Source organism: Jeongeupia naejangsanensis (genome assembly GCF_016865585.1).
Classification (GTDB): Bacteria; Pseudomonadota; Gammaproteobacteria; order Burkholderiales; family Chitinibacteraceae; genus Jeongeupia; species Jeongeupia naejangsanensis.
The window spans coordinates 360136-384498 of the sequence record NZ_JAESND010000001.1; the positions used below are offsets into that span (position 1 = coordinate 360136).

20 protein-coding genes and 1 tRNA gene are annotated in these 24363 nt (G+C 60.2%); 11 read left to right on the forward strand and 10 right to left on the reverse strand.

Going from position 1 to position 24363, the window contains the following annotated elements; translation table 11 throughout:
* Positions 1-17: 17 nt before the first annotated feature.
* Together flgM and flgN are read left to right on the forward strand one after the other, a co-directional pair.
* Complete coding sequence (gene flgM / locus JMJ54_RS01675; protein ID WP_203536210.1) at positions 18-296, forward strand: flagellar biosynthesis anti-sigma factor FlgM; 279 nt, start codon at positions 18-20, stop codon at positions 294-296.
* Between the two features lie 16 nt (positions 297-312).
* Positions 313-777, forward strand: coding sequence for a flagellar protein FlgN (gene flgN / locus JMJ54_RS01680; RefSeq protein ID WP_203536211.1), 465 nt, complete (start codon positions 313-315; stop codon positions 775-777).
* Positions 778-779: 2 nt separating this feature from the next.
* Here flgN and JMJ54_RS01685 read toward each other — a convergent pair whose 3' ends face one another.
* Positions 780-1286 (reverse strand): C40 family peptidase, encoded by a 507-nt coding sequence (locus JMJ54_RS01685; RefSeq protein WP_203536212.1) that lies wholly within the window; start codon positions 1284-1286, stop codon positions 780-782.
* 125 nt (positions 1287-1411) lie between these two features.
* Between JMJ54_RS01685 and JMJ54_RS01690 the strand changes: the two genes are divergently transcribed.
* Positions 1412-2425, forward strand: coding sequence for a substrate-binding domain-containing protein (locus tag JMJ54_RS01690; protein WP_203536213.1), 1014 nt, complete (start codon positions 1412-1414; stop codon positions 2423-2425).
* 102 nt (positions 2426-2527) lie between these two features.
* Here the strand turns inward: JMJ54_RS01690 and JMJ54_RS01695 are convergent, their stop codons facing one another.
* Positions 2528-3874 (reverse strand): GntP family permease, encoded by a 1347-nt coding sequence (locus tag JMJ54_RS01695; protein WP_203536214.1) that lies wholly within the window; start codon positions 3872-3874, stop codon positions 2528-2530.
* Between the two features lie 208 nt (positions 3875-4082).
* On the reverse strand, positions 4083-4595 hold the full coding sequence (locus tag JMJ54_RS01700) for a gluconokinase (protein ID WP_203536215.1): 513 nt from the start codon (positions 4593-4595) through the stop codon (positions 4083-4085).
* Positions 4596-5351: 756 nt separating this feature from the next.
* On the opposite strand from JMJ54_RS01700, the gene cytX reads away from it, so the two are divergent.
* The 6 genes from cytX (at position 5352) to JMJ54_RS01730 (ending at position 13705) form a co-directional block, all read left to right on the forward strand.
* Positions 5352-6671, forward strand: a complete 1320-nt coding sequence (cytX, locus tag JMJ54_RS01705) for a putative hydroxymethylpyrimidine transporter CytX (RefSeq protein ID WP_203536216.1) — start codon at positions 5352-5354, stop codon at positions 6669-6671.
* Positions 6672-6733: 62 nt separating this feature from the next.
* Positions 6734-6824, forward strand: a tRNA-Ser gene (locus JMJ54_RS01710).
* 298 nt (positions 6825-7122) lie between these two features.
* The gene (locus tag JMJ54_RS01715; protein WP_203536217.1) at positions 7123-7602 is read left to right on the forward strand and encodes a hypothetical protein; all 480 of its coding nucleotides are present in this window, start codon (positions 7123-7125) and stop codon (positions 7600-7602) included.
* A gap of 167 nt (positions 7603-7769) precedes the next feature.
* A complete protein-coding gene (locus tag JMJ54_RS01720) occupies positions 7770-10748 on the forward strand; it encodes a type VI secretion system Vgr family protein (RefSeq protein ID WP_203536218.1) in 2979 nt (992 codons plus the stop codon).
* Complete coding sequence (locus tag JMJ54_RS01725; RefSeq protein ID WP_203536219.1) at positions 10745-12661, forward strand: phospholipase D-like domain-containing protein; 1917 nt, start codon at positions 10745-10747, stop codon at positions 12659-12661. The genes JMJ54_RS01720 and JMJ54_RS01725 overlap by 4 nt, the downstream gene beginning before the upstream one ends.
* A gap of 3 nt (positions 12662-12664) precedes the next feature.
* Positions 12665-13705: an SEL1-like repeat protein gene (locus JMJ54_RS01730; RefSeq protein ID WP_203536220.1), complete on the forward strand. Its 1041-nt coding sequence runs from the start codon at positions 12665-12667 to the stop codon at positions 13703-13705.
* Between the two features lie 52 nt (positions 13706-13757).
* On the opposite strand, the gene JMJ54_RS01735 is transcribed toward JMJ54_RS01730, so the two are convergent.
* The 7 genes from JMJ54_RS01735 to JMJ54_RS01765 all read right to left on the reverse strand — a co-directional run bounded on the left by JMJ54_RS01735 (position 13758) and on the right by JMJ54_RS01765 (position 21919).
* On the reverse strand, positions 13758-14321 hold the full coding sequence (locus tag JMJ54_RS01735) for a glycoside hydrolase family 108 protein (RefSeq protein WP_203536221.1): 564 nt from the start codon (positions 14319-14321) through the stop codon (positions 13758-13760).
* A gap of 131 nt (positions 14322-14452) precedes the next feature.
* Positions 14453-14695, reverse strand: a complete 243-nt coding sequence (locus JMJ54_RS01740) for a hypothetical protein (RefSeq protein ID WP_203536222.1) — start codon at positions 14693-14695, stop codon at positions 14453-14455.
* A gap of 70 nt (positions 14696-14765) precedes the next feature.
* Positions 14766-16277 (reverse strand): pyocin knob domain-containing protein, encoded by a 1512-nt coding sequence (locus tag JMJ54_RS01745; protein WP_203536223.1) that lies wholly within the window; start codon positions 16275-16277, stop codon positions 14766-14768.
* A gap of 34 nt (positions 16278-16311) precedes the next feature.
* Positions 16312-19884, reverse strand: a complete 3573-nt coding sequence (locus tag JMJ54_RS01750) for a TipJ family phage tail tip protein (RefSeq protein WP_203536224.1) — start codon at positions 19882-19884, stop codon at positions 16312-16314.
* Between the two features lie 2 nt (positions 19885-19886).
* Positions 19887-20528, reverse strand: a complete 642-nt coding sequence (locus tag JMJ54_RS01755) for a tail assembly protein (RefSeq protein ID WP_203536225.1) — start codon at positions 20526-20528, stop codon at positions 19887-19889.
* Entirely contained in the window at positions 20479-21216 is a 738-nt protein-coding gene (locus JMJ54_RS01760) for a C40 family peptidase (protein ID WP_203536226.1), read from the reverse strand. The genes JMJ54_RS01755 and JMJ54_RS01760 overlap by 50 nt, the downstream gene beginning before the upstream one ends.
* A 10-nt stretch (positions 21217-21226) precedes the next feature.
* The gene (locus JMJ54_RS01765; protein WP_203536227.1) at positions 21227-21919 is read right to left on the reverse strand and encodes a phage minor tail protein L; all 693 of its coding nucleotides are present in this window, start codon (positions 21917-21919) and stop codon (positions 21227-21229) included.
* Between the two features lie 407 nt (positions 21920-22326).
* Here JMJ54_RS01765 and JMJ54_RS01770 point away from each other — a divergent pair, with 407 nt between their 5' ends.
* Positions 22327-23580 (forward strand): AAA family ATPase, encoded by a 1254-nt coding sequence (locus JMJ54_RS01770; protein WP_203536228.1) that lies wholly within the window; start codon positions 22327-22329, stop codon positions 23578-23580.
* Entirely contained in the window at positions 23573-24319 is a 747-nt protein-coding gene (locus JMJ54_RS01775; RefSeq protein ID WP_203536229.1) for an HNH endonuclease family protein, read from the forward strand. The genes JMJ54_RS01770 and JMJ54_RS01775 overlap by 8 nt, the downstream gene beginning before the upstream one ends.
* Positions 24320-24363: the final 44 nt, after the last annotated feature.

Genomic DNA, 24363 nt, shown 5'->3' on the forward strand with positions numbered 1-24363 from the left:
GGCCAAGAGGACTTCACATGAAAATCGACCCGTCTACCCGGGCGCCCATTGCGCAGCCGACGCGCAACACCGAGCGCACCAGTCAGACCGGCAACGCCGTTCCGGCCGATGATCTCAGCGTCAGCATCAACCCGGCGGCAGCCGAGCTCGGCCAGACCGATTCGGCCGGCGCCCCGTTCGACAGCGAACGCGTTGCCGCACTGCGCCAGGCGATTGCCGAAGGCCGTTTCAGCGTGCGCGCCGATGCCATCGCCGACAAGCTGATCGACAGCGTCAAGGAACTGCTGGGCCGCTAACGCGGTCAACGCAAGCATGAACAGTCTTCCAGATTGGTCCGCACAACTTGGCGCGGCCACCGATGCCTACAAGCACCTCGTCCAGCTGTTGCAGGACGAGCAGCACTGCCTGACCCACAACCAGCCCGATACGCTGACCGGCCTGCTTGCCGAAAAGCAGAAAGCGGCACTGGTCGCAGACACCACCGGCAACGCACTCAATAGTGCCTTCGCGTCACTGGGACTCGAAAACGGCCCCGCCATCGCCGAATGGCTTGCCGCCAACCGGCCGGGCCTGCTGCTGTCGTGGCAGCAATTGCTGGAACACGTACGCCAAGCCTCGCTACTCAATCAATGCAACGGCAAGCTGATCGAATCCCGCCGCCAGGCGCTCGACACGCTCGTCTACACCCTCGCCGCCGGCCAGGATGACGCACTGGGTTACTCGCAGCAAGGCCAGCTGCAGGGCGGTGTCAACCGCCATATCGCCGACAAGGCCTAGCCTCACTTCCCCTGTGCGAACACGGTTCGCGCGCCCTCGAAACGACTCGAGAAATACGGCAGATTCATCGACTCGACCCGGATCTTGCCGCGACTCGACGGCGCATGGACGAACTTGCCGTCGCCAAGATAGATCCCGACGTGCGAGTACGGCTTTCCCTGCGTATTGAAAAACACCAGATCACCGGCCTGAAGCCGGTCTTGCGCCACCGGACGCGTCCGTGATGCGATATCCGCGGCGGTGCGCGGCAAATCGATACCCAGCGCATTCTTGTAGACGAAGCGCACCATCCCGCTGCAATCGAGCCCGGCTTCCGGGTTGTTGCCGCCGAACTGGTAGCCCACGTCAAGCAGTCCGAGCGAGTACATGACGATTTCACGGCCGTCGCCCTGCGCTTCGATATGCGCGAGACTGCGGTCGACCGGCTGCGGCTTGCGCGGCGGCGTAGTCGTGCAGGCGGCCAGCGCCAAGCCGGCAAGAACAAAAACGAGGCGAGCCCGCGAAGCCATCGACGCAATCATTGAGGTACCGTAGCAAACAACCGAACGAGCGAAATCATGCGGCCTTGCGGCGCAAGCAACAAGCGGACAATGTTACGTATAACATTCGCCCGCATCGCTGATACCTTCAAGTAATGAGTCACACCAAACGCCCCACCCTGCAGGACATTGCCGACCTGACCGGCGTCACCAAAATGACCGTCAGCCGCTATCTGCGCGATCCGAACATGGTGTCGCCCCCCTTGCGCGACGCAATCCAGCAAGCGGTCGAGGCGCTTGGCTACATCCCGAGCCGGGCGCCGGATATCCTTTCCAGGGCACGCAGCCACGCCATCGGCGTGTTGCTGCCGTCGATTTCCAATCAGGTATTTTCGGCGCTGATCCGGGGCGTGGAATCGGTCACCGAGCCGGCAGGCTACCAGACACTGTACGCCCACTTCGGTTACGACCCGCACATCGAAGAAGCCCGCATCGCCACGCTGTTGTCGTTCCATGTCGACGGACTGATCCTGTCCGAGACCCTGCATACCGACCGTACACTACGCATGATCCAGACCGCCGGCATTCCTGTCGTCGAGGTCATGGAGACGCCGGCCGCACCGATCGACCTCGCCGTCGGGCTTGATCACGTTGCAGCGGCACGGGCGATGACCGAAGCGATGATCGCCACCGGCAAACGACACATCGTTTACCTTGCCGCCCGGCTCGACAGCCGGACACGCCAGCGCATCGCCGGCTACAGCCAGGCGCTGGCCTCGGCCGGACTCCCTGCTCATGTTGTCGAAACGGAAGCACCATCGACCTTCACGCTGGGCTCGACACTGGCCGGACGCGCGCTTGCAGAAACCCCGGAACTGGATGGCTTGTTCTGCACCAATGACGACATTGCCGCCGGCGCGATGCTCGCCTGCCAGCAACAGGGTCGACTTGTGCCGGATGATGTCGCCATTGCCGGCTATAACGCGCTCGACATCGGCCAGGCCCTATCGCCGCGACTGGCCAGCGTGATCACGCCACGCGAAGCGATCGGTCGCGTCGCCGCAGAACGCCTGCTTGGCCGCCTCGCAGGCCGGGATTATCCGGACCGCGTCGTCGACCTGGGTTATACGCTGGCGCTGGGCGGCAGCGTTGTCGCGCCCTCTGCCTGACGACGCACAAGCAGTCCCCGGTGATCAAAAGAAAAGCCCCGCGGCATGCGGGGCTTTTGAAAGCAAAAGGGTCTTTTGCCAAACAAGCGTTACGGACTTGCTTTACACAATCAGGCTGAGCAAAAGAATGAATACCAGGCCGGCTACGGAAATAATGGTTTCAAGCAAAGTCCACGTTGCAAATGTTTCCTTCATGCTCAAGCCGAAATATTCCTTGAACATCCAGAAGCCCGCATCGTTAACATGAGACGCAATCAAGCTCCCCGCACCGGTCGCAAGAACGACCAGCGCAAGATTGACGTCCGTTTGCCCCAACAACGGAATGACCAAGCCAGCAGTGGTCAAAGCGGCGACCGTGGCAGAACCAAGCGAAATACGCAAGATAGCGGCGATCATCCAGGCGAGGAAAATGGGTGACAAAGAAGTATCTTTGAACAATTCGGCCACATAGCCGCCCACACCACCATTGATCAACACTTGCTTGAAGGCACCGCCGCCACCGATGATCAAAAGCATCATCCCGATATGCGCAATGGAGGTCGTGCAAGATTCCATCACCGTCTTGATCGGAATTTTTCTTGCCAAGCCCATGGTGTAAATGGCAACCAGCAACGAAATCAGCATTGCAGTACCGGCATCACCAACAAAGCGGATTGCAGCCAGGAAATGATTATCTTCGATGCCTACTGTCTTTTGCAGCAACGTAATGGCCGTTGCAATCGACATCAAAATGACAGGCAGCAACGCCGTAAATACACTGATTCCAAACTCGGGCGTCTCTTCCAGCTTGAATGACTTTTGCTCCCCCAGCGAAGCGATGTTGCCCGTCTTGGTGAACGAATCGGGCACCAGCTTCTTGGCAACGATTGTGAACAGCGGACCAGCCAGAATAACGGTTGGGATGGCGACGATGAAGCCATACAGCAGCACTTCGCCAATGTTTGCACCATACTCGCCCGCAATGACGGTGGGACCCGGGTGCGGCGGCAAGAACCCGTGCGTCACAGACAATGCTGCAGCCATCGGGATGCCGAGGTACAGAATGGAAACCCTCAGCTCTCTTGAAATCGCAAACACGATCGGAATCAGCAGTACAAGGCCGACCTCGAAAAACAGCGCTACACCAATGATGAAGGAAGCAGCAACGACCGCCCACTGGATGTTTTTCTCACCGAACTTCTTGATGAGCGTCATTGCAATTCGCTGCGCACCACCTGCGTCAGCAATCAACTTGCCCATCATCGCGCCAAGACCGAAAATCAACGCCAAGTGACCAAGCGTCCCGCCCAACCCCGCTTCAATCGTTTTAACAATGTCCTTCAGCGGCATCCCAAGCGCCAGAGCAACACCAAAAGAAACAATAATCAATGAGATGAACGTATTCAGTTTGAATCTCATGATCAAAACAAGCAAAGCTAAAATGCCAAAACCCACAATGACTAACGGCATTATCAAACCCTCCAAATCGTCAGTTTTCCAGCCCTTTTCTTACTAGCCACATCGGCATCGATACCGGACATATAACCAGTCATCTTGCAATCCTGCCCCTGTCGGTGGCACTTTCCGTGGCCGCCATAAATCGCCCACGTCCTTTTGAACATCGACGAAAAAAAGCTGGATCAATAATCAAAAATCCCCTTACGCAGCGGGGACTTTTTCAAGCAACCGCCCGAACCGCCGCCAGCGCCTGCGCCAGCACCGACTCGAAATCGCCATCGATCGAGACGTGGATCACGTCCGGCTCGTCGGCCCCCGGCACTTCGAGTGCGTCGAACTGGCTCTGCAGCATCCCGGCCTTCTGGTAATGCCCCTGCCGCGCCTTCATGCGCTCGAGAATCAACTCATAGCTGCCTTCCATGAATACAAAGGTCAGCTTGTCGTTGCCCTGGCGAATCCGGTCGCGGTAGGCCTTCTTCAGCGCCGAACAAACGATCACTGCGGTTTCGTTTTTGCGGTCGACCGCGAACACCGCGTCGTTGATCCGCTCCAGCCAAGGTGCGCGGTCATCATCATTCAGCGGTGTGCCGCTGCCCATCTTGACGATATTGGCGCGTGGATGCAGATCGTCGCCATCGATGAACTTGGCACTGATGGCTTGTGCCAGCGCCGCGCCGATACTCGACTTGCCGCTGCTCGACACCCCCATCACCACGTAGCTTTTCCCGGACATCTGTTAGTACTCCTGTTTGCATTGGATCGACTCATCACCCAACTGCGGATACTTGCGCCAGCTCGGAGCGAACCGGGCTGACCTCGCACTTGGGGTTATTGCAATAGGCACCCTTTTGGATAGGGACTCTTCTTGATAGGCACTCTTCTGGTGCTGCTGCCAGCATGTTACCGGTAACGTAGTTCAAAGAACAGGCCTACAGGTTGACAAAAGCAACCTAAGTCGATTCATGTCAAATTTGTCGCTAAATTTGCCCTCGACAGGATCCGTTGCCTTGCAGCAGGGACTGATCAAGAGGCGCATGGCTGCACGCATCCGCCCCCCCCCTGGGATCGCCGGCTCGAATCCAGCCAGGATTGCCAATACCCTCCGGAAGGTGCGGACGGCATACGGGGCTTTGTCGCCTCCATCGCCGTCCCTCTGGGCGACGTTCGGCGAGATAGTGGGAGCAGCCGATACGCTCAATCGCTCGCGCCATTCCTGCCGGACAAGCTTGGTGAGAAGTACGCCCATTGGACTGGCGTCGAGACCGGGGGCGTTTACGTGCTGACGCAGTTTTTCTGGTCAGCCGACCGTGACCTCGACATGACCGAAAAACAGACGCCACAGACGTGAACGGTGATGGAAGCCATCACCGGCGGCGCGGCCACCACCGTAGCCCTCACCAACCTTGATCCAACCCCGCTGCGACGGGGTTTTCCGTTGCCTGCGCCCGCGGTGGCGGCGACAATGCCAGCCTTCCGAGGAGAACGAAGCATGAAGCCGACCGGCACCTACGATCCGCGCGTTCCCGTTCCACTGGAACGGCGCGTCTTTTCCGCCCGCGACGTGATGTCGCTGTGGTTTTCGCTGGCCATCGGCCTGATGGTGCTGCAGACCGGCGCGCTGCTGGTGCCGGGCTTGGGCTTTGGCGCAGCGCTGACCGCAATCGTCATCGGCAGCATCGTCGGCGTTGCTTGCCTCGCGTCCGTTGCCGTCATCGGTGCCGACACCGGCTTGGCGACGATGTCGGCACTGCGCCCGGCGCTGGGCCTGCGCGGCGCCAGCCTGCCGGCGATCTGCAACCTGATCCAGTTGGTCGGCTGGGGGGCGTTCGAGATCGTCGTGATGCGCGATGCCGCCGGCGCGCTGATCCAGCGTGCCGGGAGCGACTCGGCACTGTGGCAAAGCCCGGTGCTGTGGACGCTACTGTTCGGCGGCATCTCGACGCTGATCGCCGTTTTCGGCCCGCTCGGCTTCGTCCGCCGCGTGCTGCGCCGCTGGGGCATCTGGATGCTGCTGGCCGCCGCCGCGTGGCTGACCTGGCACCTGTTTGCCGCCTACGACGTCGCCGAGCTGTTCAGCCGCCCCGGCACCGGCGTACTCGGCCTTGGCACCGGCATCGACCTCGTCATTGCCATGCCGCTCTCGTGGCTGCCACTGGTCGCCGACTACACCCGTTTTGCGCGCCAGCCCGGCGCAGCCTTCCGCGGCACGCTGGTCGGTTACCTGATCGGCAATCTGTGGTTCTGCAGCCTGGGGGCAGCGTACACGCTCGCCTTCGCCCAACAAGGCGGCGACAACGCACTGCTGTTTGCGCTTGCCGCATCGGGCGGCGGCCTTGCCTTGCTGCTGATCCTGCTTGATGAAAGCGAGAAGGCCTTTGCCGACATCCACTCGGCAGCCGTGTCGGCATGCACGCTGGTGCCGGCCAAGGTCGAACACGCGGCACTGGCGTTTGGCGTGCTGTGCACCGCCATTGCGCTGTTCGTGCCGTTTGCGCGCTTCGAAAACTTCCTGCTGCTGATCGGCTCGCTGTTCGCGCCACTGTTTGGCGTCGTTCTCGTCGATCACTTCATCGTTCGCCGCCGGCAGATCGATCTTCCCGCTGTCGCCCAAGTCGGCGGTGCCTACTGGTACAGCGGCGGCTGGCATGTCCGCGGGCTGCTTGCCTGGTCACTCGGCATCGCCGCCTACCACCTGACCGTGCACCTGCTCCCCGGCATGATGGCTTCGGTGCCGGCCCTGTTGATCGGTGGCGCAGGCTACTGGCTGCTGAGCCTGACCGCGACGCGAACCGCCGGCTCGGCAGCGTAAGAAAATGCCGCGAGCGCCTTGCCAGCCGCGCGGCGCTTCGGTACTATTCGGCCTCCCATCGCGGAGAGATGGATGAGTGGTTTAAGTCGCACGCCTGGAAAGCGTGTATAGGTTAATAGCCTATCCGGGGTTCGAATCCCCGTCTCTCCGCCACCTGATTTTGCAAGGCTTTCCGGGCGATCGAGCACAGCCCGTTGGGTGATAGAACGGTAACTGGGTTATTCAAATAGTCCAGCGCGCCAACAAAACCCCGGAAAGCTGACGCACCAAGGGCACCTCTGCCCTCCCTCCCTAAGCTTCACCCATCGAACTCTCAAGGTCCTGTGCGCCCATCCGGAGCGACAGGAATGACCGCCACTGGCCTTATGCTATCGCGGTATTTATTGCCCTTTCATCATCCCGCTCTTGTTCAATAATGGACACCATCCATTCGACAGAGACCGGTGTTCAGATGAAATTCGCCCCCGTTGTTCTATCTGCCTTTGCCCTTCTTGCCTCCCAAGCCAGTCTCGCAGACAGCACTGTCCGCTTGCTATGCCAAGGCTCTGGTACCGTCACTGAAAACCAGAGTTCTGTCGGTACCGAGCTCGGCGGCAAGGACAACGACCATTCCAAGATGACGGTAACGAACACCTCGGGCCATCGCACCTTCAGCGGTGCTGCAACCGTTGAAATCAACGGCAACGCAGTGCGCTTTCAGATCCCGCAGGAAATGTTGCCGGGCCTCAACAACGCGCACGAAGGCTGGCTCACGATGGATCAGCCCTTCGTGGGTGAAAAGGAAATCACTGGCGTCTTGGCGCTGAATTTCCTGAACAAGCCGAAAGTCAGAATTGATCGCACGACCGGTTTGCTTACACTGAACGGGGGCTACTCCAGTTTCAGCGGCGCATGCACGAAAGTGGATGCCGACGCCAAACCCAAGTTTTAAAGCGCATGTTGGCGTGCGGTGGATAGCCGGAACGCAAACCCTTGACTATCCCCGCACGAACAAACTTACCAAGTTAGAAAATTAGCTTTCTATTAAATGAATATTTTTGACCAATTAACGTAATACACCAGATAATCGCGAGCGACTCCCAACCGTGAAGCGCTCCGATGGACCTCTCCAGCCTGCTCGCGTCATTCGCCGCCGCGTTCAACCAGGACCAGCGCCTGTTGTCGCTGCACTTCGCCGAAGGTCGCGGGCCGGTGCCGGAGACGCTGCTGCCGCACGTGCTCGATGGCGAGGCTGAACTCAGCAAACCGTACCTGTACACACTGGAATGCCTGTCGGCCGATGCCGGGCTGGAGCTGAAGTCGCTGCTGGGTCTGGCGGTCGAGATCGACATTCACACCGCCGATGGCGGGACGCAGGTGCTGACCGGGGTGGTCACCAGGGTCAAATCGCTCGGTTCGGACGGCGGCTTTGCCCGCTACGGCCTGACGATCGAACCGCCGCTGGCGCTGCTGCGGCACCGCAAGACCAGCCGGGTGTTCCAGGACCTGAGCGTGCCGGACATCGTCAAGGCGGTCGTCGCCGAGCACCAGGAACGCAACCCGCTGCTGGCCGCAAGCTTCGCGCTGCAGTTCGATCTGGCCAAGACTTACCCGGCGCGTTCCTACTGTCTGCAGTACCGCGAGTCCGACCTCGACTTCATCCAGCGCCTGCTGGCCGAGGAAGGCATCGCCTACCGATTCGGCTTTGCCGGCGGCGAAACGCCGGTGACGACGCTGATCGGTTTCGACGATCCGTACCAGCTCGATGCCGCGGCCCAATCGAAGGTGCGCTTCCATCGCGCCGACGCGACCGAAACCGACGACACGATCACCGGCTGGGATTCGAAGCGCCAGCTTGGCACCAGCAAGGTCAGCCTCGCCAGCTTCGACTACAAGCCGGTCAGCACGCTGACGGCGGACGACGACAGCGCGATCGACCACGGCGACGGTGGCCGCCAGGCCAGCCAGAGTCTCGAACACTACGATCCGCAGACGCTGTACTACGGCAGCGACGGCGAAGACTTGGGCCGTTATGCCCAGCTGCGCCAGCAGGCCAACGACAGACTCAGCAAGAGTTTTCGCGGCGAAGGCACGGTCCGGCAGTTCAACGTCGGCGAATGGTTCCAGCTCGACAACCACCCGGCCCACGACTTCGACGCACCGGAAGACCGGCAATTCACCATCACCCGGCAACGGGTACAGGCCCGCAACAACCTGCCCGGGGATCTGGTCAGCCAGCTGTCCAAAGCCGTGCTGGGCAGCCCGGCTGCAACGATCCAGACTGGCCAAGCGGCCAACGACGCACCGTTCCGTACCGACTTCGACGCCCAGCGTCGCGGCATCCCGCTGACACCGGACTATGCACCGCACAGCAAACCGACCAGCCGCGGTGTGCAGACCGCGACGGTGGTCGGGCCCCAAGGCGGTTCCGCCGATTCAAACTCGGCCGGCGAAGTCCACACCGACGAACTCGGCCGCATCAAGGTGCAGTTCCACTGGCAGCGCCAGGCCGAACACCCTGAGTACGGTGCCAATCTCGACGACAAGTCGTCCTGCTGGCTGCGCGTCGCCATGCCCTCGGCCGGTGCCGGCTGGGGCCACCAGTTCATCCCCCGCGTCGGTCAGGAAGTGCTGGTCGACTTCCTCGAAGGCGACATCGACCGGCCGCTGGTCACCGGCGTCGTCTACAACGGCAGCCACCCGGTCCCGGCGTTCAGCGGTGCCGGCTCACTCCCGGCCAACAAGACCCTCTCCGGCATCAAGACCAAGGAACACGGTGGTGGGTCATACGGCGAACTGCTGTTCGACGACACCCAGGGGGAGGTGCGCACCAAACTCAGTTCCGAACACGGCAAGACCCAGCTCAACCAGGGCTTCCTGATCCACCCGAGATCCGATGGCAAGGGCACGCCGCGCGGCGAAGGCTTCGAATTGCGTACCGACCGGCACGGCGCGATTCGCGCCGCCAACGGCCTGCTGATCACCACCGAGGCCGCCAACGGCGCCGGCGGCAACCAGCTCGACCGGTCCCAAGCGCAATCGCAGCTCGACGCCGCGTTCGACCTCGCCAGCAGCCTCGGCGACGTCGCCACCCACCAGCTCGCCGATACGGTTGAAACCGGCCCCGAAACCATCAAGGACAACGCCAAGGCCGCCAAGGCCCAACAAGGTCACCTGCACCACCTGAAGGAAGCCTTGGAAAGCTGGGCCAACGGCACGAACAGCGCAAAAGACGGCAAAGGCGACCAGGCCGGCCAACAGCCGCTGATCGTCGTCAGCGCCCCGGCGGGCCTCGCCCAGACCACGCCGAACAGCCAGGCCATTGCCGCCGGCAGCAACCTCGACCTGATCGCCCAGCGCGACACCCAGCAGACCTCGGGCCGACGCTGGCTGCACAACGTCGGCGAACACATCAGCCTGTTCGTTGCCGGGGTGAAGGACCAGATCGCGCTGAAGCTGATTGCCGCCAAGGGCAAGGTGCAGGTGCAGGCACAGAGCGACAACGTCGAGATCAATGCAGCCAAGGACATTACTGAAACCGCAAATCAGAAAGTCCTCTGTGCGGCAAAAGAGGAAATTCTACTGACAGCCGGTGGCGCCTACATCCGCATCAAGGGTGGAAACATCGAGATCCATGCGCCGGGCAAAATCGACGTCAAAGGTGCGAGCCACAGCTTGGATGGCCCAGCTCAGATGACGCTGGACAACCCAGCCTTCCCGGAAAGCGTTCCCAAGACGCCGATGCGGCTCAAGATTGCCCAAGGCCCAGAAGCCGCTAATGGCGGCTGGATCGGCATGCCATACACCTTGCTGGCCGACGGCGCAGAAGTGGGTAAAGGCATCATTGATCAATCCGGACATTTGCCGGTCGATCACTTCGTAACCACTAACAAGTACACGGTCAAGCTGGCCAACGGCGAGATATTCGATCTGCCGGTGGTCAACGAATATCGCGACGCCTCCGAAGGCTCGCTCGCCAATCTCGGCTTACACAAGCAACTACAGGACGGCGGCAAAGTGGACGATTTCCGCGCTCGTTATCAACGCCTGCTTAACAGCGACTTTGGCCTGAGTGGCGCTGACAAGGGGGACGCATGAACAAGCCCTACGTTTGTCCAATTGATATTCAGCAGACCAAGTCTGCACAAATGCACGCGGCTTGGTTCGTCACCGAGAAGGACACCGAAAATGATCCAAAGGAAGCGACCTTCCTGCCGTTGAATTGCGGCGAAGCGGCTTTTGCTGAGGTGCACAAGGCGATTGCTGCAGCAACAAAGAGCGTCGACATCATCTGCTGGGGATTCCAGCCTTCGATGTACTTTATCCGGGATGGCAAATCACCCTGCATTGGCCAGCTTCTAAGGGACTTAGCCGCCAACCGCAATGTCGAAGTGCGTATTCTGGGTTGGACAATGGGCCCTGACGACGCCAACTTTGCACAGTGGGGACCGGAAAACAATACGCCAGGGCAAGACATCTTCAGCCGCGCACCGACGCAAAGTGACGAACAGCACCGATTCGACAAGGACTGGCATCGCTCTGTCCGGATGCGCAAGGTGCCCAACTTGCAGTTCGTAGGCCGGGGCTTCAGCCTCCTCGATCGGCTGGAAATTCTGTATAAGGCGAATTTCGACGCAACCGACAAGCACCTCAGCAAGACAACCAAAAGCGTTCTGGCGGCAACTGCCACCCATCACCAGAAAATGGTCCTAGTGGATTATGCGCTGCCCGACAAGGCCGTTGGTTTTGTCATGGGCCACAACATGCTGGACGAGTACTGGGATAAACCCAATCACAGCATCACACGCTTCGCTCCGAATCGCGGCCGCAACGGTCAAGGCCCTCGGCAGGACATTTCCAGCCGCGTGACCGGCCCCATTCTCAAGCATCTGCATGACAATTTTGCCCAAGGCTGGAAGGACGCGACGGGGGAGGATCTTGACGCCAAACGCAACAGCAAGGCCGTTGCGGCGCAGTTCAAGCCGCGGTGCGAGCTAGGCACCCCCTGCATGGCGCAAATCCTGCGCACCCAAACGCAGCATGGGCGACGCGATATCGAAAAGCTGTATCTCAAAGCGGTGAACAACGCCACACAGTACATCTATATCGAAAACCAGTATTTCCGCTGGCCTCCCTTTGCTAAAAAGATCAAGGATGTCGCGGACAAACTGACCAGCGGCGGTCGCGACCCGGGGCCATATGGTTCACTGCATTTGTTCGTCGTGACCAACTCCACCGACGAAGGCATGGGCGACGGCACCGTCAAAACCTATGAAATGCTCGATAGTCTGGGGAAGGCAGACACCATTCCCGCGGTGGCCCGACAGGAACGCGCCGACGACCTTGAGGCGCGTTTGGGGCAGCAGGAAAACAAGGTCAAGCGACTCGGCAATCTGCCCAACCCAGCGGTATTTGCCAATGGCAAATACCCACCGGCCTACGACAAGCAACTCGAAGAGTTGAAAAAGGCAAAAACCGAGCGTGACAACCTGAAAAAACAGCTAGCCGCCCTGCAGGACGCCGACACACCCATCCTCCCCGAGGCGCAACCTGGCCTGAAAGTTCACGTTTGCACCTTGGTCGCCCCGGACTCCAAGAAGCCCAATTTGCACCGCACTCGGCAACAACATGTCTATGCAATGGGCAGCAATCAAGAAATCACCATCGCCGATCCGGAGTCATGGACGCCGGTGTACATCCACAGCAAGCTAATGCTGATCGACGACGTGTTCATGACCTTGGGCTCAGCCAACATCAACACCCGCAGCATGCAGGTCGACAGCGAACTGAATATTGCTCACCAGAACGGCAAGATCACACGGGACTTGCGATTGGAGTTGTGGAACCTGCACACCAATAAAATGGGCGCTCAAATGAAGGCTGACGAGGCGTTTAAACCGTGGGAGGACATTATCAAACAGAACAAAAAGCGGCAGAGCAATGGCGACGAGCCAATTGCCTCGCTCATCGAGTTTTATCGCGGCAGTCCCGTCCGTACCAATAAAGACTAACCGATGAAACCCTGGCTTCTCATAACCCTCTGTTTTGCACTGACCGCATGCGACGGTAAACCGAAGGAACGTGCTGTGTCCGATCTAGCCAATATCCAGGCCAAGTTGGCCTTTACCTGCGCCTATGAAAAAGACCACCTGCCGCCGATCGCACCGGAGGTAGAGCAGGTTTATCGCTACGCGCGCTACGTGCAGAAGAGCAACGTGCTCAAGCAAGATGCCGGCGTTTACCCCGAGCTGGCACGGCTGTACCGGATCGCCGCCGCCAACGGCCACTACAAGGCCAATTTCGAAGTGCGGCAAATGATCAGCAAGGGCCAGGCCGATAGCCTCGACCCGGTCAAGGAAACGCTGGACCTGACCGAAGACCTGATTCGTCAGGGTGTGCCGGGCGGCTACTACGATATGGGCCGCTACATCGAGCACGGCTACGGCGTTAAAAAAAGCCCCGAGCTGGCACTGCGCTACTTCCGCAAGTCGGCCGATATGGGCAGCCCGGAAGGTCAATTTCTGGTCGGCGAAAAGCTTGACCCGATCGGCATGGCGCCGGACGTCGCCGAGCAGATGCTAAAGTGTGCCGCCGAGCAGGGGCATGGCGAAGCTGCGGTTTCATTGGCAATCGGATACCAACTACACAAAAAATACTCCGAGGCGGTTGAGGCATTCCAGTTGGCCGCGAAGGGGGGAGCGGTTAGCGGGGCATCATATTTAGAGCATGCATTTATGGGCCCTCAAGCCGACGACAAGCTGTATTACCTCGACCAAAAAGAAGACCTAGAACGCAGCCGCCGTTACAAGATCATCGGCGATACGCTCTCCAGTTGGTCGTACCGCTACCCCACAGTTCCCGAAATCGACGAGATCGTCCCGCTGCCTCCTGCCAAGCTGCCTCCGTGGGACGGCAAGATTCAGTGGCTCAAGGATCACGAGGCCAACATTGCCCCGGAAAAACCCAGTGAAGCGCTGTTGACGAAGCTGGCCAAGGCAAAGGGCCTCGACCCGGCAACCGGTGAGACGTTGACTAAAAAAAGCAGCGCAAGCTGAACCCATCGAGCCTGCGGTGTCCGACATCGCCTTGGGCTTAGCGTTCGTGCTTCTACGCAGATGCCATTTCCACCCTGTGCGCGGCATCCTGCTGCGCATACTGCAGGTTCTGCACCACTCGCCTCGACCACCCCTTGCCGTTGTCCGGCCAGCCAGAGCAGTCGGTGAAGTACTGTTCGCGCTGGGCGAGGAACAGGATCGCCACGTCGTACGGATTCATGGCCTTCGCGGCATCGAGCGTCTGCGGGCCGATAATGCCGTCGTCGTCGGCACCGACCGTGCGCTGCAGCAGCTTGATCGCCGTACTTGGCCCGTGATTCACACCGGCGTCGAACAGCTGGTAGGCCAGCACCAGCGGGAAGTAGACACAGCCCGACTGTGCCCAGTACGACTGCCAGTAGATGGCCGCAGCGGTGGTCAGCGGCAGGTCGTGCATGTCGCCGCTATAGCCGTGTTCGCGTGCGGTGGTTTCGGTAATGCCGTAACGCGTCGCGCCGCCGGCCGGATCGTCCCAGTAGTCGCCCTCGAGGCCGATGGTGCGCTGGAAGGCGACGGCGAAGTTGAGCATCTGCCCGGCAAGGTTGGTGCGGTGACTCAGTATCTGTTCGGTTTGCATGGGGACTCCTTCAGGGGTGCAGGTTGCGGGTACAGGCTGAGGCGATCGGCCCGGAGGCGCCGGCAGCGCGGGCGCAGCCGTTGCTCATGGCGAGGCCTCGGCGGGTGTTGCGGCCATCCGGCTGGTGGACCTCAGTCGTCATGGCGATGGCGCAGCCGGTCAGGACCAGCAGCAGTGCGCAGCTCAGCATTCGCATCGGGTTCTCCTTGTTCGTGGGTCTGGCCGCAGGCCGAGACGGTGACATCGTCGGCGCGGACGATGGCGCAGGAACCGTCACCGATCGCCCAGGTACTCGACTGGCCGTCGGCGTAGCGTGCCGAGGCGCAGCCGTTCAGCACGGCGATCAGGGCCAGGGGGATCAGTCGTCGGGTCATGGCGTATTTCCTTCAGGCAATAAAAAACCGGCGCAAGGCCGGCTGGGTGGCAAGGTGGTTCGGTGTCGGTTCACAGCAGCGCCGCCACTTCCGGGGCAAGTCCCTGCATCACGAGGAAGGACTGCAAGTCCTGTCTGGCTTGGACCAGTGCAGCGTCGCGCTGCTGGGCAACGGTGTCGATGCCCCATTCCCGGTTCGTGGCATTCCACAGCGGGTAGTCGTCCGGCGGAGCCTGATCCGTCAGCCAGTCGGGCAAGTCACCCAGACCGGTCCACTCCGGTTCGTGCGACCAGTTGCCCGGGCTGTAGGTCTGGGCATTGGCGGTGCGCCACAGTGCCGTTTGACGCCAGTTGCGTACCAAGTCCCAGCCTTCAGTTTTCAGGACGGCCAGTTGCGGATAGCCGGCCTCGTCGTTGCTCGCCGGCGGCGGCTCGAGCGTGGCGCCTTCGGGAATCAGCGGAACCAGCACGCCCTGCGCTTTGGTGGCGAACGGATCGTGCTGGACCAGGTATTCGCCGAGGTACTCGCCGGTCAGCAGGTGCGACTGGTGCACGCTCAGCGGAGCCGGTTCGATGCCGGCGTGCTTCAGTTGCAGCGGTGTCCATAGCCCGACGCCGATCCCGGTGTAGTAGTAATGCGGGTAGCTGACGTTGGTCGGGCGGGTTTCTGCGCCCCCGGTCCCCCAGGTGTTCTCGAGCGCGCCGCCCTGGTAGTCGACACCCCAGCCGCCACCGCCGTTGCTCTCCCGCTCGCGCACCGGGATGCCGTGGGTGTGCGATTGCACGTCGCAGCCCTGTATCGTTCCGGCGCCGCGATCACCGTCCGGATCGACGCCACTGCCCTGCGAGCAGACGCGGATGAAGCGGCCACGCAGATCCGGATAGCCGCCACCGGTGCACGGTATCCAGCCCGGGATCACCGTGCCGGGTGCAACGTTGAACGGTGCGATCATCCCGACCGGCACTTCCTTCGGCGGGATCGGGATCGGCTGCGGATAGGACGAGGTGAAGTCGGCCGACCAGAACGACCAGCCCGAGGTCGGGTAGAAACGGCGCCGGTAAATGCGATCGTCGGCATAGCTCTGGTACTGCTGGAACACCCACTCGGTGCCGGCATCGTTCGAGCTGTAGACGTGCAACAACCCGGCGTGCAGCGCGGGCGCATTGACCATCGTCGCCATGCTGGCGTCACTGCCGAAGAAGTAGAAGCCGCTGCCGTTGAGCGTGTTCCAGTCGGTGCCGTCGGGCACGCCGCTGCGATCCTGCAGCTCGGCAGCGCCGGACCGGAACAGCGGTGCTTTCACAACAGAGCCACCTGCCCTCGGCACATAGCGGTTGTCGGCCTCTTCCGGTGCCAGTGGCGCCCCGCCGTCAAGCGGTGCGAAGTCGAGCCATTCGGTGTTCAGCGCATTGCGCCGGCGCAACCGCCCGGTACCGGTGTCGGCCCACCACATCGACGGCTGCGGATTGGTCGGCTCGTTGTTGCCGGTCTGGTTGGACGAGATGGCCACCAGGGCGTTGTTCAGATCCTGCCGGAAGGCGGCACCCGGCTGGTTGTCGAGTTGCAGATCGTGTTGCGACATGAAGTTGCTCCTTGTTCGTATTGGGAGAGGCTGTTTATTGCTCAGCGCCGTAGCCCTTGGCGATCCAGTCGATCGACCGGGCGATGCCCTGCCCGCAGGCGTCGACGACGCGAATAAAAAAGCCCGCGGTATCGCGAGCACTGGTCTGGTAGATCTCGCCGGGCTGCAGGCCCTGGACCGTCAGCGCCAGCGCAGGTCGCGCATGGAAGCGCTGGCTGAAGTCGAGCCGTCGCCCTTCCGCCGGGATCGGCACGTCCTCGCCGGATTCGAGCCGGTCGGGCATGTCCAGCGTGACGCGGAACCGGGTGACCCGGACGTTGTGCAGCGGATTGGCCGACTGCAGCGCCATGCGGAAGCGGAAGGCCCGGCCGCGCCAGTCACCGACGAAGAACGGCTGCCACGGTTGCCAGGTGTTGCTGGCCGGATCGTCGTCGCTCACGCTGACGAAGAACGCCGCATTGGCATCGCTGATCGTGCCGTCCCAGTCCGGCACCGCATCGATGTCGGGACGGGCATCGACCAGGTCGGTGACGTCCCAGCTCAACGAGGCCAGCTCGGCGGTCAGCCGACAGCTCATCACCGCACCGAGATCGATCACCTCCGAGCCGATCCACTCACCTTCGGTGGCAACGCCGGCGGTACCGCTGTCCCAGGTCGCCATACTGTCGATCACCGGCCAGTCGTCGACCGTGTCGGCCGAGTCGAGCTGCACGCCGGCATCGATCACCGCTGTGTTGCGGCACAGACCGGCGAAGTCCGGATCGGCGTCGAAGCGCTCGACCGCGTTGTAGGCGGCGATCGCTGCCGAGGCGGTCGACACCGCCACGGCATCCAGCGCCTCGATCCCGCTGGCGTCGACCGGTTTGGCCAGATAGGTGCCGACCAGCAGCGGCAGTTGGGCCTGCGTCGACGCGCCGGGCAGGTTGGCGCCGATGTCGACCGACTCGTTCCAGGTCGCCCCCTGCAGCTTCGGACTGAAACGGAAACGGATCGAGCCACCGACACGCACGTCCAGATCCTGCGACTGCGGCCACGAGAACCAGCCGACGCCGTTCAGTGCCGACACGTCGAGCCCGGCCAGCGGCGCCGGTGGTGAGGTCAGCCCGTACAGCTCGACGCCCTGCCCGGTCGGTGCGCCACGCACGCCGATGACGTTGACCGCGACGATGCGGAAGTCGTACCAGCCCGGCACGGTGTCGAGTACTTCGACCGAGGTCGAGGCGGTTTCGGGAAACTGCACCCAGTCATTGTGCTCGCGGCGGTACGCCAGTTGATAGCCGCGTACCAGGTCGTTGCGCAGCGGTGACCACGACACCAGCACCTTCGAGCGCACGCTGCCGGCGGTGGCTTCATACAGCACCTCGGCAAAGCTCAGCTGCCCGACCGGGCCCGGCACCAGGCTGATGTTGTCGTTGTCGGGCAACTCGAACGGTTCGCCCTCCTCGATCAGCGCGTACTTGTCGGGGTAATGCCGCAGGCCTTCGACCTGATAACTGCCGTCGTCCTGCTCGGTCACCGTGGTGACGCGGTACAGCTCGGGCACCAGGTCGTCGGACGCCAGAATCCAGCTGCTGCCAATTGCCGGCGGCCGTTCGAACGGCGTCACCGGGATGACGGTTCGGGTTTCCACCTCAAGGGGCCGCTGCAGTTCGCGCTCCTGCAGGCTGCCGTCGTCGAGGATCAGCGCCAGTCGCAGGGTGCCGGCCGGCACGGTCACCGGCGCATCGAGCACGATCTGCTCGGCCGTACTGTCACGACCGATCCGGCCGCCGCGACGCTCGCCGGTGCGGAAACAATCGGAGATCCGGATCACATCACCAGGCTGCGGCAAACAGCCCTCGAGGCCGGTGGTGAAGCTGACCGAATCGGCCTCGTAGCGCTCGGTGTACAGCAGCCATTTGCCGACCCGCCGGGCCATGCCACGCGAGCTGCAACCGATCGCGACGATGTTGGCTTCGCGCAGGTAACCGGCCTCGATGATCGCCTCAGCGTCCTCGACATACTCGACCGCCTGCTTGCACAGATTGGCCGGATCGTTCCAGGTCACCAGCACCGCGTTGTGGATGGTGTTGCGATGTGCGCCGGCGTAGCTGAAGCCGGCCTCGGCGACATTGGCATTGGTGAACTGGTAGCTCGGGGCCTTCGGTGCATCCTGGGCGAAACCGACGCCGCCGGCCGACCAGTAAGCCATGCCGCGGAACACGCCAGCCAGATCCGAGAGCACCTGATAGGCATCCTGCCGGGTCTGCAGGTAGAGGTTGCAGGTAAAGCGCGGCTCCATGCCGCCGAAGCCGTCGGGTACGAGTTCGTCGCAGTATTGGGCGATCTCGTACAGTGCCCACTGGTCGACCAGCGCTTCCGGGACGTAGTCACCCAATCCGTATCTGGGGTGCGTGACCAGGTCGTAGAACACCCAGGCGGGGTTGTCGGACCAGGCAATCTTGAAGGTGCCGTCCCAGCTCCCGCTGTAACTTCTGGCCAGCGGATCATAGTTGCTCGGCACGCTGATCAGCAGCCCGTACAAGTCATACGCCCGGGTCGGCACCGAACTGAACTGGCTGGCATCGACCGCGAGTGCGCACAGTGCGGAGTTCGGATAACGCAGCTTGTCATCGACGATGTCGGTCAGTGCCTGCCAGTAGGTCTTGTCCTGCAGTGCCGCCTGGGTGCTGTCGGCGGTCAGTCGGGTCACCCGGACGTTCCACGGCCCCTCGCCGGGCAGCCGGAACGACACGTCGCGCGCATACGGCGAGGTGGTCTTGCCCGAGATCGTCACCCGGCCGTCAGCGATCAGGCCCTGCACGTAATTGATCGTCCACGATGGTTCGGTTGTGTAACGCCCGGAAGCCGTCGCCGACACAGAGAAGTCGACTACATCGGCCGGGTTGGCCTGCACGTCGACGACCAGCGTCGTGTTCAGACCGAGCTCCTGCTGCTGCACGACATACCAGTCGCCGCCATTCAGCCGCCACGAGATCACGAAAGTCGTCTTCACCGACACGTCGACCATGCCCGAGCCGTTCGATGCCTGGGTATGGTTCGATGCCACGCGGCAGTCGACACCGAGCTGGTAGCGGCTTGCGCCAGTCGCACCAGTCACGGGCATGCCGTGCCACGACGATGCGCCAGGCACCGCCTGCCATGCACCGCCGACCGGCTGGACCTCGACCAGCAGGTCGACCGAGGTACCGTTCAGGTCGCCGCTGCTCATGTCCTGCGAGGTCAGCTGGTTGACCTGCAACGTCACCCTCGCCGAGTCGGCCTCGGTGTTGTCGATACGCCGCTCGATGGCCTGGCCGGCCTTGAGTTCGACCCCGACCGAGGTTGCATGCTCGGTGCCGCTGGTGATGCTCAGTACCGGCTGGGACTGCGTACCCGGGCGGAACTCGAACGACACGCCACTGAAGTTGTACGACCCGTCCGGGTTCTGCACCGGCACCTCGTCGAAGTAGACCGACTGCATGCCGCTGACGAGGCCGCCGATCTCGCCTTCGCTGACCAGATCGGTGATCCGGGCGTAGGCGCAGCTGCGCAGCGTGTTCGGTGCTTCCTGCGCCGGTTGCGGATCGTCGCCGCCGGCGCCGAGCAACACGGGATAGCCATTCATCTTCATACCGGAACGTCCTGACTCTGGATGCCGGCGCTGATCACCGCCGAACCGACGGTCAGCCGGCCGTACAGCAGCGGCACCGCCCCGCCCTGTGCCGTGGTGTTGACCGGGCCGGCGAACAGGCTCGACGCCTCGGAATCGGCCGATGATTGGTCGTAGTTCGGTGTCGGGGCGATCAGCTGTGCCACACCTCCGAGCACCAGCGCCGTCCCCATGCTCGCGGAAAAGCCGACCAGCCCGGCCGCCGACACGACCTCCTTGTAGCCGCCCCAGGATAGCGAAGCACCCTTGGTGAACCACGCCGCCGCAACCATGGCGATGCCGGAAAAGATCCGCCCGAGCCCGCTGTCCTTGGCGCCCTCGAGCACCGGGGCGATCGTGTAGGTGATTTGCATCCCGTGCCACAGCTGCAACCCGTCTTCGAGCTCGGCCAGTGGTGTCTCGCCGACCAGCAACTGGTAGCGCATCGCCTGCCGGGCCGGATCGCTCAGAAATACCCGGAATCCCGGGCAATTGGCACCGAGCGCCCGCAGCGCCTCGGCCGGGCTGCCGACGGCAAAGTGGTGCTCACGACCGAACCGGTGGCCCAGTTCACCCAGCAGCCGGATCGTGCGCAGACCGTGCAACGTGTCGCAGGACATGGGTCGTTCGCTCCCTGAAGAATTTGCCGTACACGTCGACCGACGACAGCCGGCCAACAAGGTGATGGATCACGCGATCCCCGGCCAGGTACACCGCACCGTGATTCGGTACCGACGCACCAAGCTGCATCAGCAGCAGATCGCCATGCTGTGGCGGCCCGGCCACGACGACGAAACCGGCCTCGGCGAAGTGATCGAGATAGAGATTCCCGCCCCGCTGCCACCAGTGATCGTCACGAACAAAATCCGGCAGCACGACAGCGAAGGATTGCCAGTACCAGTCGCGCACCAGCGAGTAGCAGTCGGTCGCGCCGTGAACGAAACGCCGGCCCAGTAGCGGCAAAGCCGACACCAGCGCCGGCAAGGTCACCATGTCCGCCGGCCCGTCAGGGCCGGAAGGCAGGCCGACGATCAGCCACTGGAGCCCGCTGGCCGCATGCGCCGCCTGATCCAACACCGACGGCGCCCCGCTGGCGCCCGGATGCGAATGCACCACCGCGATCACCTCGCCGAGTGCCGCGACTTCAGCAAACTCCGCCGGTGCGATCACAAAGCGATCGCCCGGCGCCGACGACACGTTGGTGCAGCGGCGGTAATGCCGCTGGCCATCGCGGACGTAAAAAAGGCCGACACTCTCGGTCGGCCAGGCTTCGCGGGCATGCAGCACCGCGGCATCGATCTCGTTCATCCCACCCCCATCAGTACATCTGCGTGCTGCTCGCCCCCGGAAAGCCCCCGAATGGCAGCTCGCCGTTCTCGCCGAAACGCAGCTTGCAGCTCGAGAGCCGCTTGCCGCAGCTGTCCTTGGTAGCATCCGCAGTCGGTTGGTCAACGTCGTCGGCAACCGGGCCACCGGCATAACTGCACTCCTCGCCCCGATACCGCCACGGGCACAGGTTGGCGATGATCTGCCGACGCGGCAGCTGCAGCCCGTCCAGATCCAGCGCGCTGGCCAGCTCGAACTCGACCTGCAACTTGTTCTCGCTGGTCTTCTGCGCCACGTAATACACCTCGTCCGGCAGGTGCGCGTTCGGATCGGCACCCGGATTACCGTCGGCGAAGTTCGCCGCATCGAGGTAACAGGTCTTGGTGCGCTGGCGCGTCAGCCGCGCGTTCAGCAGGTTGTTGAACGACCGCGCCAGTTCGGTCATCAGCCCGGTGACGTTCGACACCACCAGCTTCGGCCGTGGCGGATTGCCAGTCCCGTCGACCGCAAACCCGGTCGCCTGGATCGGGAACGGCGCGTACGTGTGCCCCTGCCAGACCACCGGCTGATCCACCCCGCTGGTGCCGGCATGGAAGCGCAGCGGCACCTCTCCCTGCAGCTCTAGCACGAACAGTTCGACCCAGGCGCCGGCGTCCAGTGCCTGCAGTTCGCCTGCAACTCTCATGTCGCACACACAAAAATTGCCCCTCCCAATAGGGTGAATCGGTAGCAGCTCAGCGCTAACGCCATCAAGACCGAGCACACACGCACCACAATCGTGCATTTCATTCCAGCGAAAACTTTCCATCCTCAATCACTAGCGTTAATATTGAAGAAAGCAACCCAGAAACCATGCTTAGCTTGCGGCTAAAAACTAGATAGACATCAAATTTTTTGCATGGAAAGCGCACATTAGCGACGCAGCCCCCATTCAAGCCAAACATACCGAGAAATACAGCCCATTAAGGAAATCGAATTATGCCTTGCGCAGAAAACATGCATAACCGTCTTCACTTCAAAAACTAAACAGTCCAAAGATTGACCATCCCTTTCTCGTTGCATTAATCGCAAAGCCCAAACAAGAGTCGAAAGATGTCATCAAATTACATTGAAAAATTACATTTAAAGAATTTTCGGCAATTTAAAAGTCTGGACGCAGAGTTCAACAAAGGATTTAATTTTATTGCCGGACCAAATGGCTGCGGGAAAACTTCGATTCTAACCGGCATATCACACTGCTTCAACTGGGACGCACTAAACTATTCAAGATTCCAAGAAGATTCCGAGTTTTGGATTGACCTTACCCATTCCGACAACAAGAAGAGAATTGGTATCGGAGCGAATTCAATAAGCAACGACGGCTATCGCAAACAGGCCATAAAGCAGTGGCACAACCCCACCCAAGAAAACGGAAGATCCAATATTATCTTGTTTGATGCACCAAAAGAATTGGGTGGATACTGCCCACTATTCATTGGCGCAGAGCGAAGCATAAAATACCAACAAATAAACGGAATGACCAGGGAAAACCCATTAGAACAGCAGCGGCAAAAGTACGCCTCAAGTAGCACGAGATCGCTATACGGTGAAAGCCCTCGCAACATCAAACAATGGCTGGTAAATCGCTACTTCATGATGGACAAAGAATGGGCCAAGGAGGAAAGAGACAACTGGAATCATATGATTGGTCAACTCCCTACACTGGCACCGTTTAACAGCAATTTTTCGTATATTCGCACCGGCAAAGATCTTGAACCAATCTTCTCAATATACGGCGAAGAATGTTATATGGAGGAGCTCTCGGCGGGGTTTCAGGCCGTGCTCTCAATCATTGTGGACATATTTGAATGGATTGAAGGAACCAGAAACGAAGGAGAGAGACTTGCCGTTAATGCAACAGGCACTGTATTAATAGATGAACTTGACCTCCATTTACACCCTGAGTGGCAGTTCACCCTAAGATCCGGACTATCAAATCTCTTTCCCAATATGCAATTTATTGTCACCACCCACTCCCCTCACTTGCTTTCATCAGCCCTAGAGGGCGAAGTAATCATAATGGAAAGGGATTACGGTCAGGGTGACCTAAAATTAAAACCAACATCAAAAAGGCTATCAGGATGGAATACAGATCAAATACTCACCGATGTAATGGGTGTAGTGAGCCTTGAAAACAAAGACTATGCAAGGCTAATTGCAACGGCTTTCGATAAAATTCAAGAAAATTCCCTCGATGGATTGAAAGAAGCCATAAAAAACCTATCTGCAGTCGCCCACCCCAATGATTCCATATTAACCGTACTCACTACCCGATACGCATCTATGCTGGCGACATCAAATGATTAAACTGCAGAGAAACCCAAAACCCGAAATAATAATCAACAACGAAGAAAATTGGAATGAGGCATTAAAAAATGCAATATCCACACATGGAAGCTACTCGAAAATACCAAAAGAAATAAAAGAAAAATTACTCATTCACTACAAGCACCCCAGTATTAAGACTTCATTATTTAGCAGCTCCTTTCAAAAATGCGCATTCTGCGAAGCAAAACCAGCCGAAAGCGGAAATATTGAAGTTGAGCATTATGCACCAAAATCAAAGCACCCGGACCTTACATTCTGCTGGGAGAATTTTTTGCCCGCGTGCAGAAAATGCAATGAACACAAAGATGATCACGACACAATACTGGAGCCGATCATCAACCCTTACAACAACGACCCTGAAAAGATTTTTTATTACGAAGACATTAGAATTTTAGCCAACAATGACAACAAGAAAATCGGAAGTCTAACAATAGAAGTTTGCGGATTAAACTCCGCCCGCTTAATGAGACCTAGAGCTGACATTTTGATTGGCCTACATGGTTTTAGCGAAGCCATAGCCGAGGCATTAAAAGATTATGAGGCAGCCGACACCGAAGCCAAAAGAAGAAATAGAAAAAGAAAGATAAAAGAAGCCTTGGAAGTCATAGAAATGACTGCAACTCCCTCTGAAAAGCTCTCTGGGTTTTGCAAGTTTTACCTAAGCAAGTGCGAGCCGTATTTAAAAGCAAAATCAATAATTACTCACGAACACACCTAATTAATAGACCTATCAAACATGAGCAAACTCACACATATTAATGC

Coding starts and splice junctions, on each gene's coding strand:
- flgM (WP_203536210.1), top strand. CDS start 18: ATGAAAATCGACCCGTCTACCCGGGCGCCCATTGCGCAGCCGACGCGC.
- flgN (WP_203536211.1), top strand. CDS start 313: ATGAACAGTCTTCCAGATTGGTCCGCACAACTTGGCGCGGCCACCGAT.
- JMJ54_RS01685 (WP_203536212.1), bottom strand. CDS start 1,286: ATGGCTTCGCGGGCTCGCCTCGTTTTTGTTCTTGCCGGCTTGGCGCTG.
- JMJ54_RS01690 (WP_203536213.1), top strand. CDS start 1,412: ATGAGTCACACCAAACGCCCCACCCTGCAGGACATTGCCGACCTGACC.
- JMJ54_RS01695 (WP_203536214.1), bottom strand. CDS start 3,874: ATGCCGTTAGTCATTGTGGGTTTTGGCATTTTAGCTTTGCTTGTTTTG.
- JMJ54_RS01700 (WP_203536215.1), bottom strand. CDS start 4,595: ATGTCCGGGAAAAGCTACGTGGTGATGGGGGTGTCGAGCAGCGGCAAG.
- cytX (WP_203536216.1), top strand. CDS start 5,352: ATGAAGCCGACCGGCACCTACGATCCGCGCGTTCCCGTTCCACTGGAA.
- JMJ54_RS01715 (WP_203536217.1), top strand. CDS start 7,123: ATGAAATTCGCCCCCGTTGTTCTATCTGCCTTTGCCCTTCTTGCCTCC.
- JMJ54_RS01720 (WP_203536218.1), top strand. CDS start 7,770: ATGGACCTCTCCAGCCTGCTCGCGTCATTCGCCGCCGCGTTCAACCAG.
- JMJ54_RS01725 (WP_203536219.1), top strand. CDS start 10,745: ATGAACAAGCCCTACGTTTGTCCAATTGATATTCAGCAGACCAAGTCT.
- JMJ54_RS01730 (WP_203536220.1), top strand. CDS start 12,665: ATGAAACCCTGGCTTCTCATAACCCTCTGTTTTGCACTGACCGCATGC.
- JMJ54_RS01735 (WP_203536221.1), bottom strand. CDS start 14,321: ATGCAAACCGAACAGATACTGAGTCACCGCACCAACCTTGCCGGGCAG.
- JMJ54_RS01740 (WP_203536222.1), bottom strand. CDS start 14,695: ATGACCCGACGACTGATCCCCCTGGCCCTGATCGCCGTGCTGAACGGC.
- JMJ54_RS01745 (WP_203536223.1), bottom strand. CDS start 16,277: ATGTCGCAACACGATCTGCAACTCGACAACCAGCCGGGTGCCGCCTTC.
- JMJ54_RS01750 (WP_203536224.1), bottom strand. CDS start 19,884: ATGAATGGCTATCCCGTGTTGCTCGGCGCCGGCGGCGACGATCCGCAA.
- JMJ54_RS01755 (WP_203536225.1), bottom strand. CDS start 20,528: ATGTCCTGCGACACGTTGCACGGTCTGCGCACGATCCGGCTGCTGGGT.
- JMJ54_RS01760 (WP_203536226.1), bottom strand. CDS start 21,216: ATGAACGAGATCGATGCCGCGGTGCTGCATGCCCGCGAAGCCTGGCCG.
- JMJ54_RS01765 (WP_203536227.1), bottom strand. CDS start 21,919: ATGAGAGTTGCAGGCGAACTGCAGGCACTGGACGCCGGCGCCTGGGTC.
- JMJ54_RS01770 (WP_203536228.1), top strand. CDS start 22,327: ATGTCATCAAATTACATTGAAAAATTACATTTAAAGAATTTTCGGCAA.
- JMJ54_RS01775 (WP_203536229.1), top strand. CDS start 23,573: ATGATTAAACTGCAGAGAAACCCAAAACCCGAAATAATAATCAACAAC.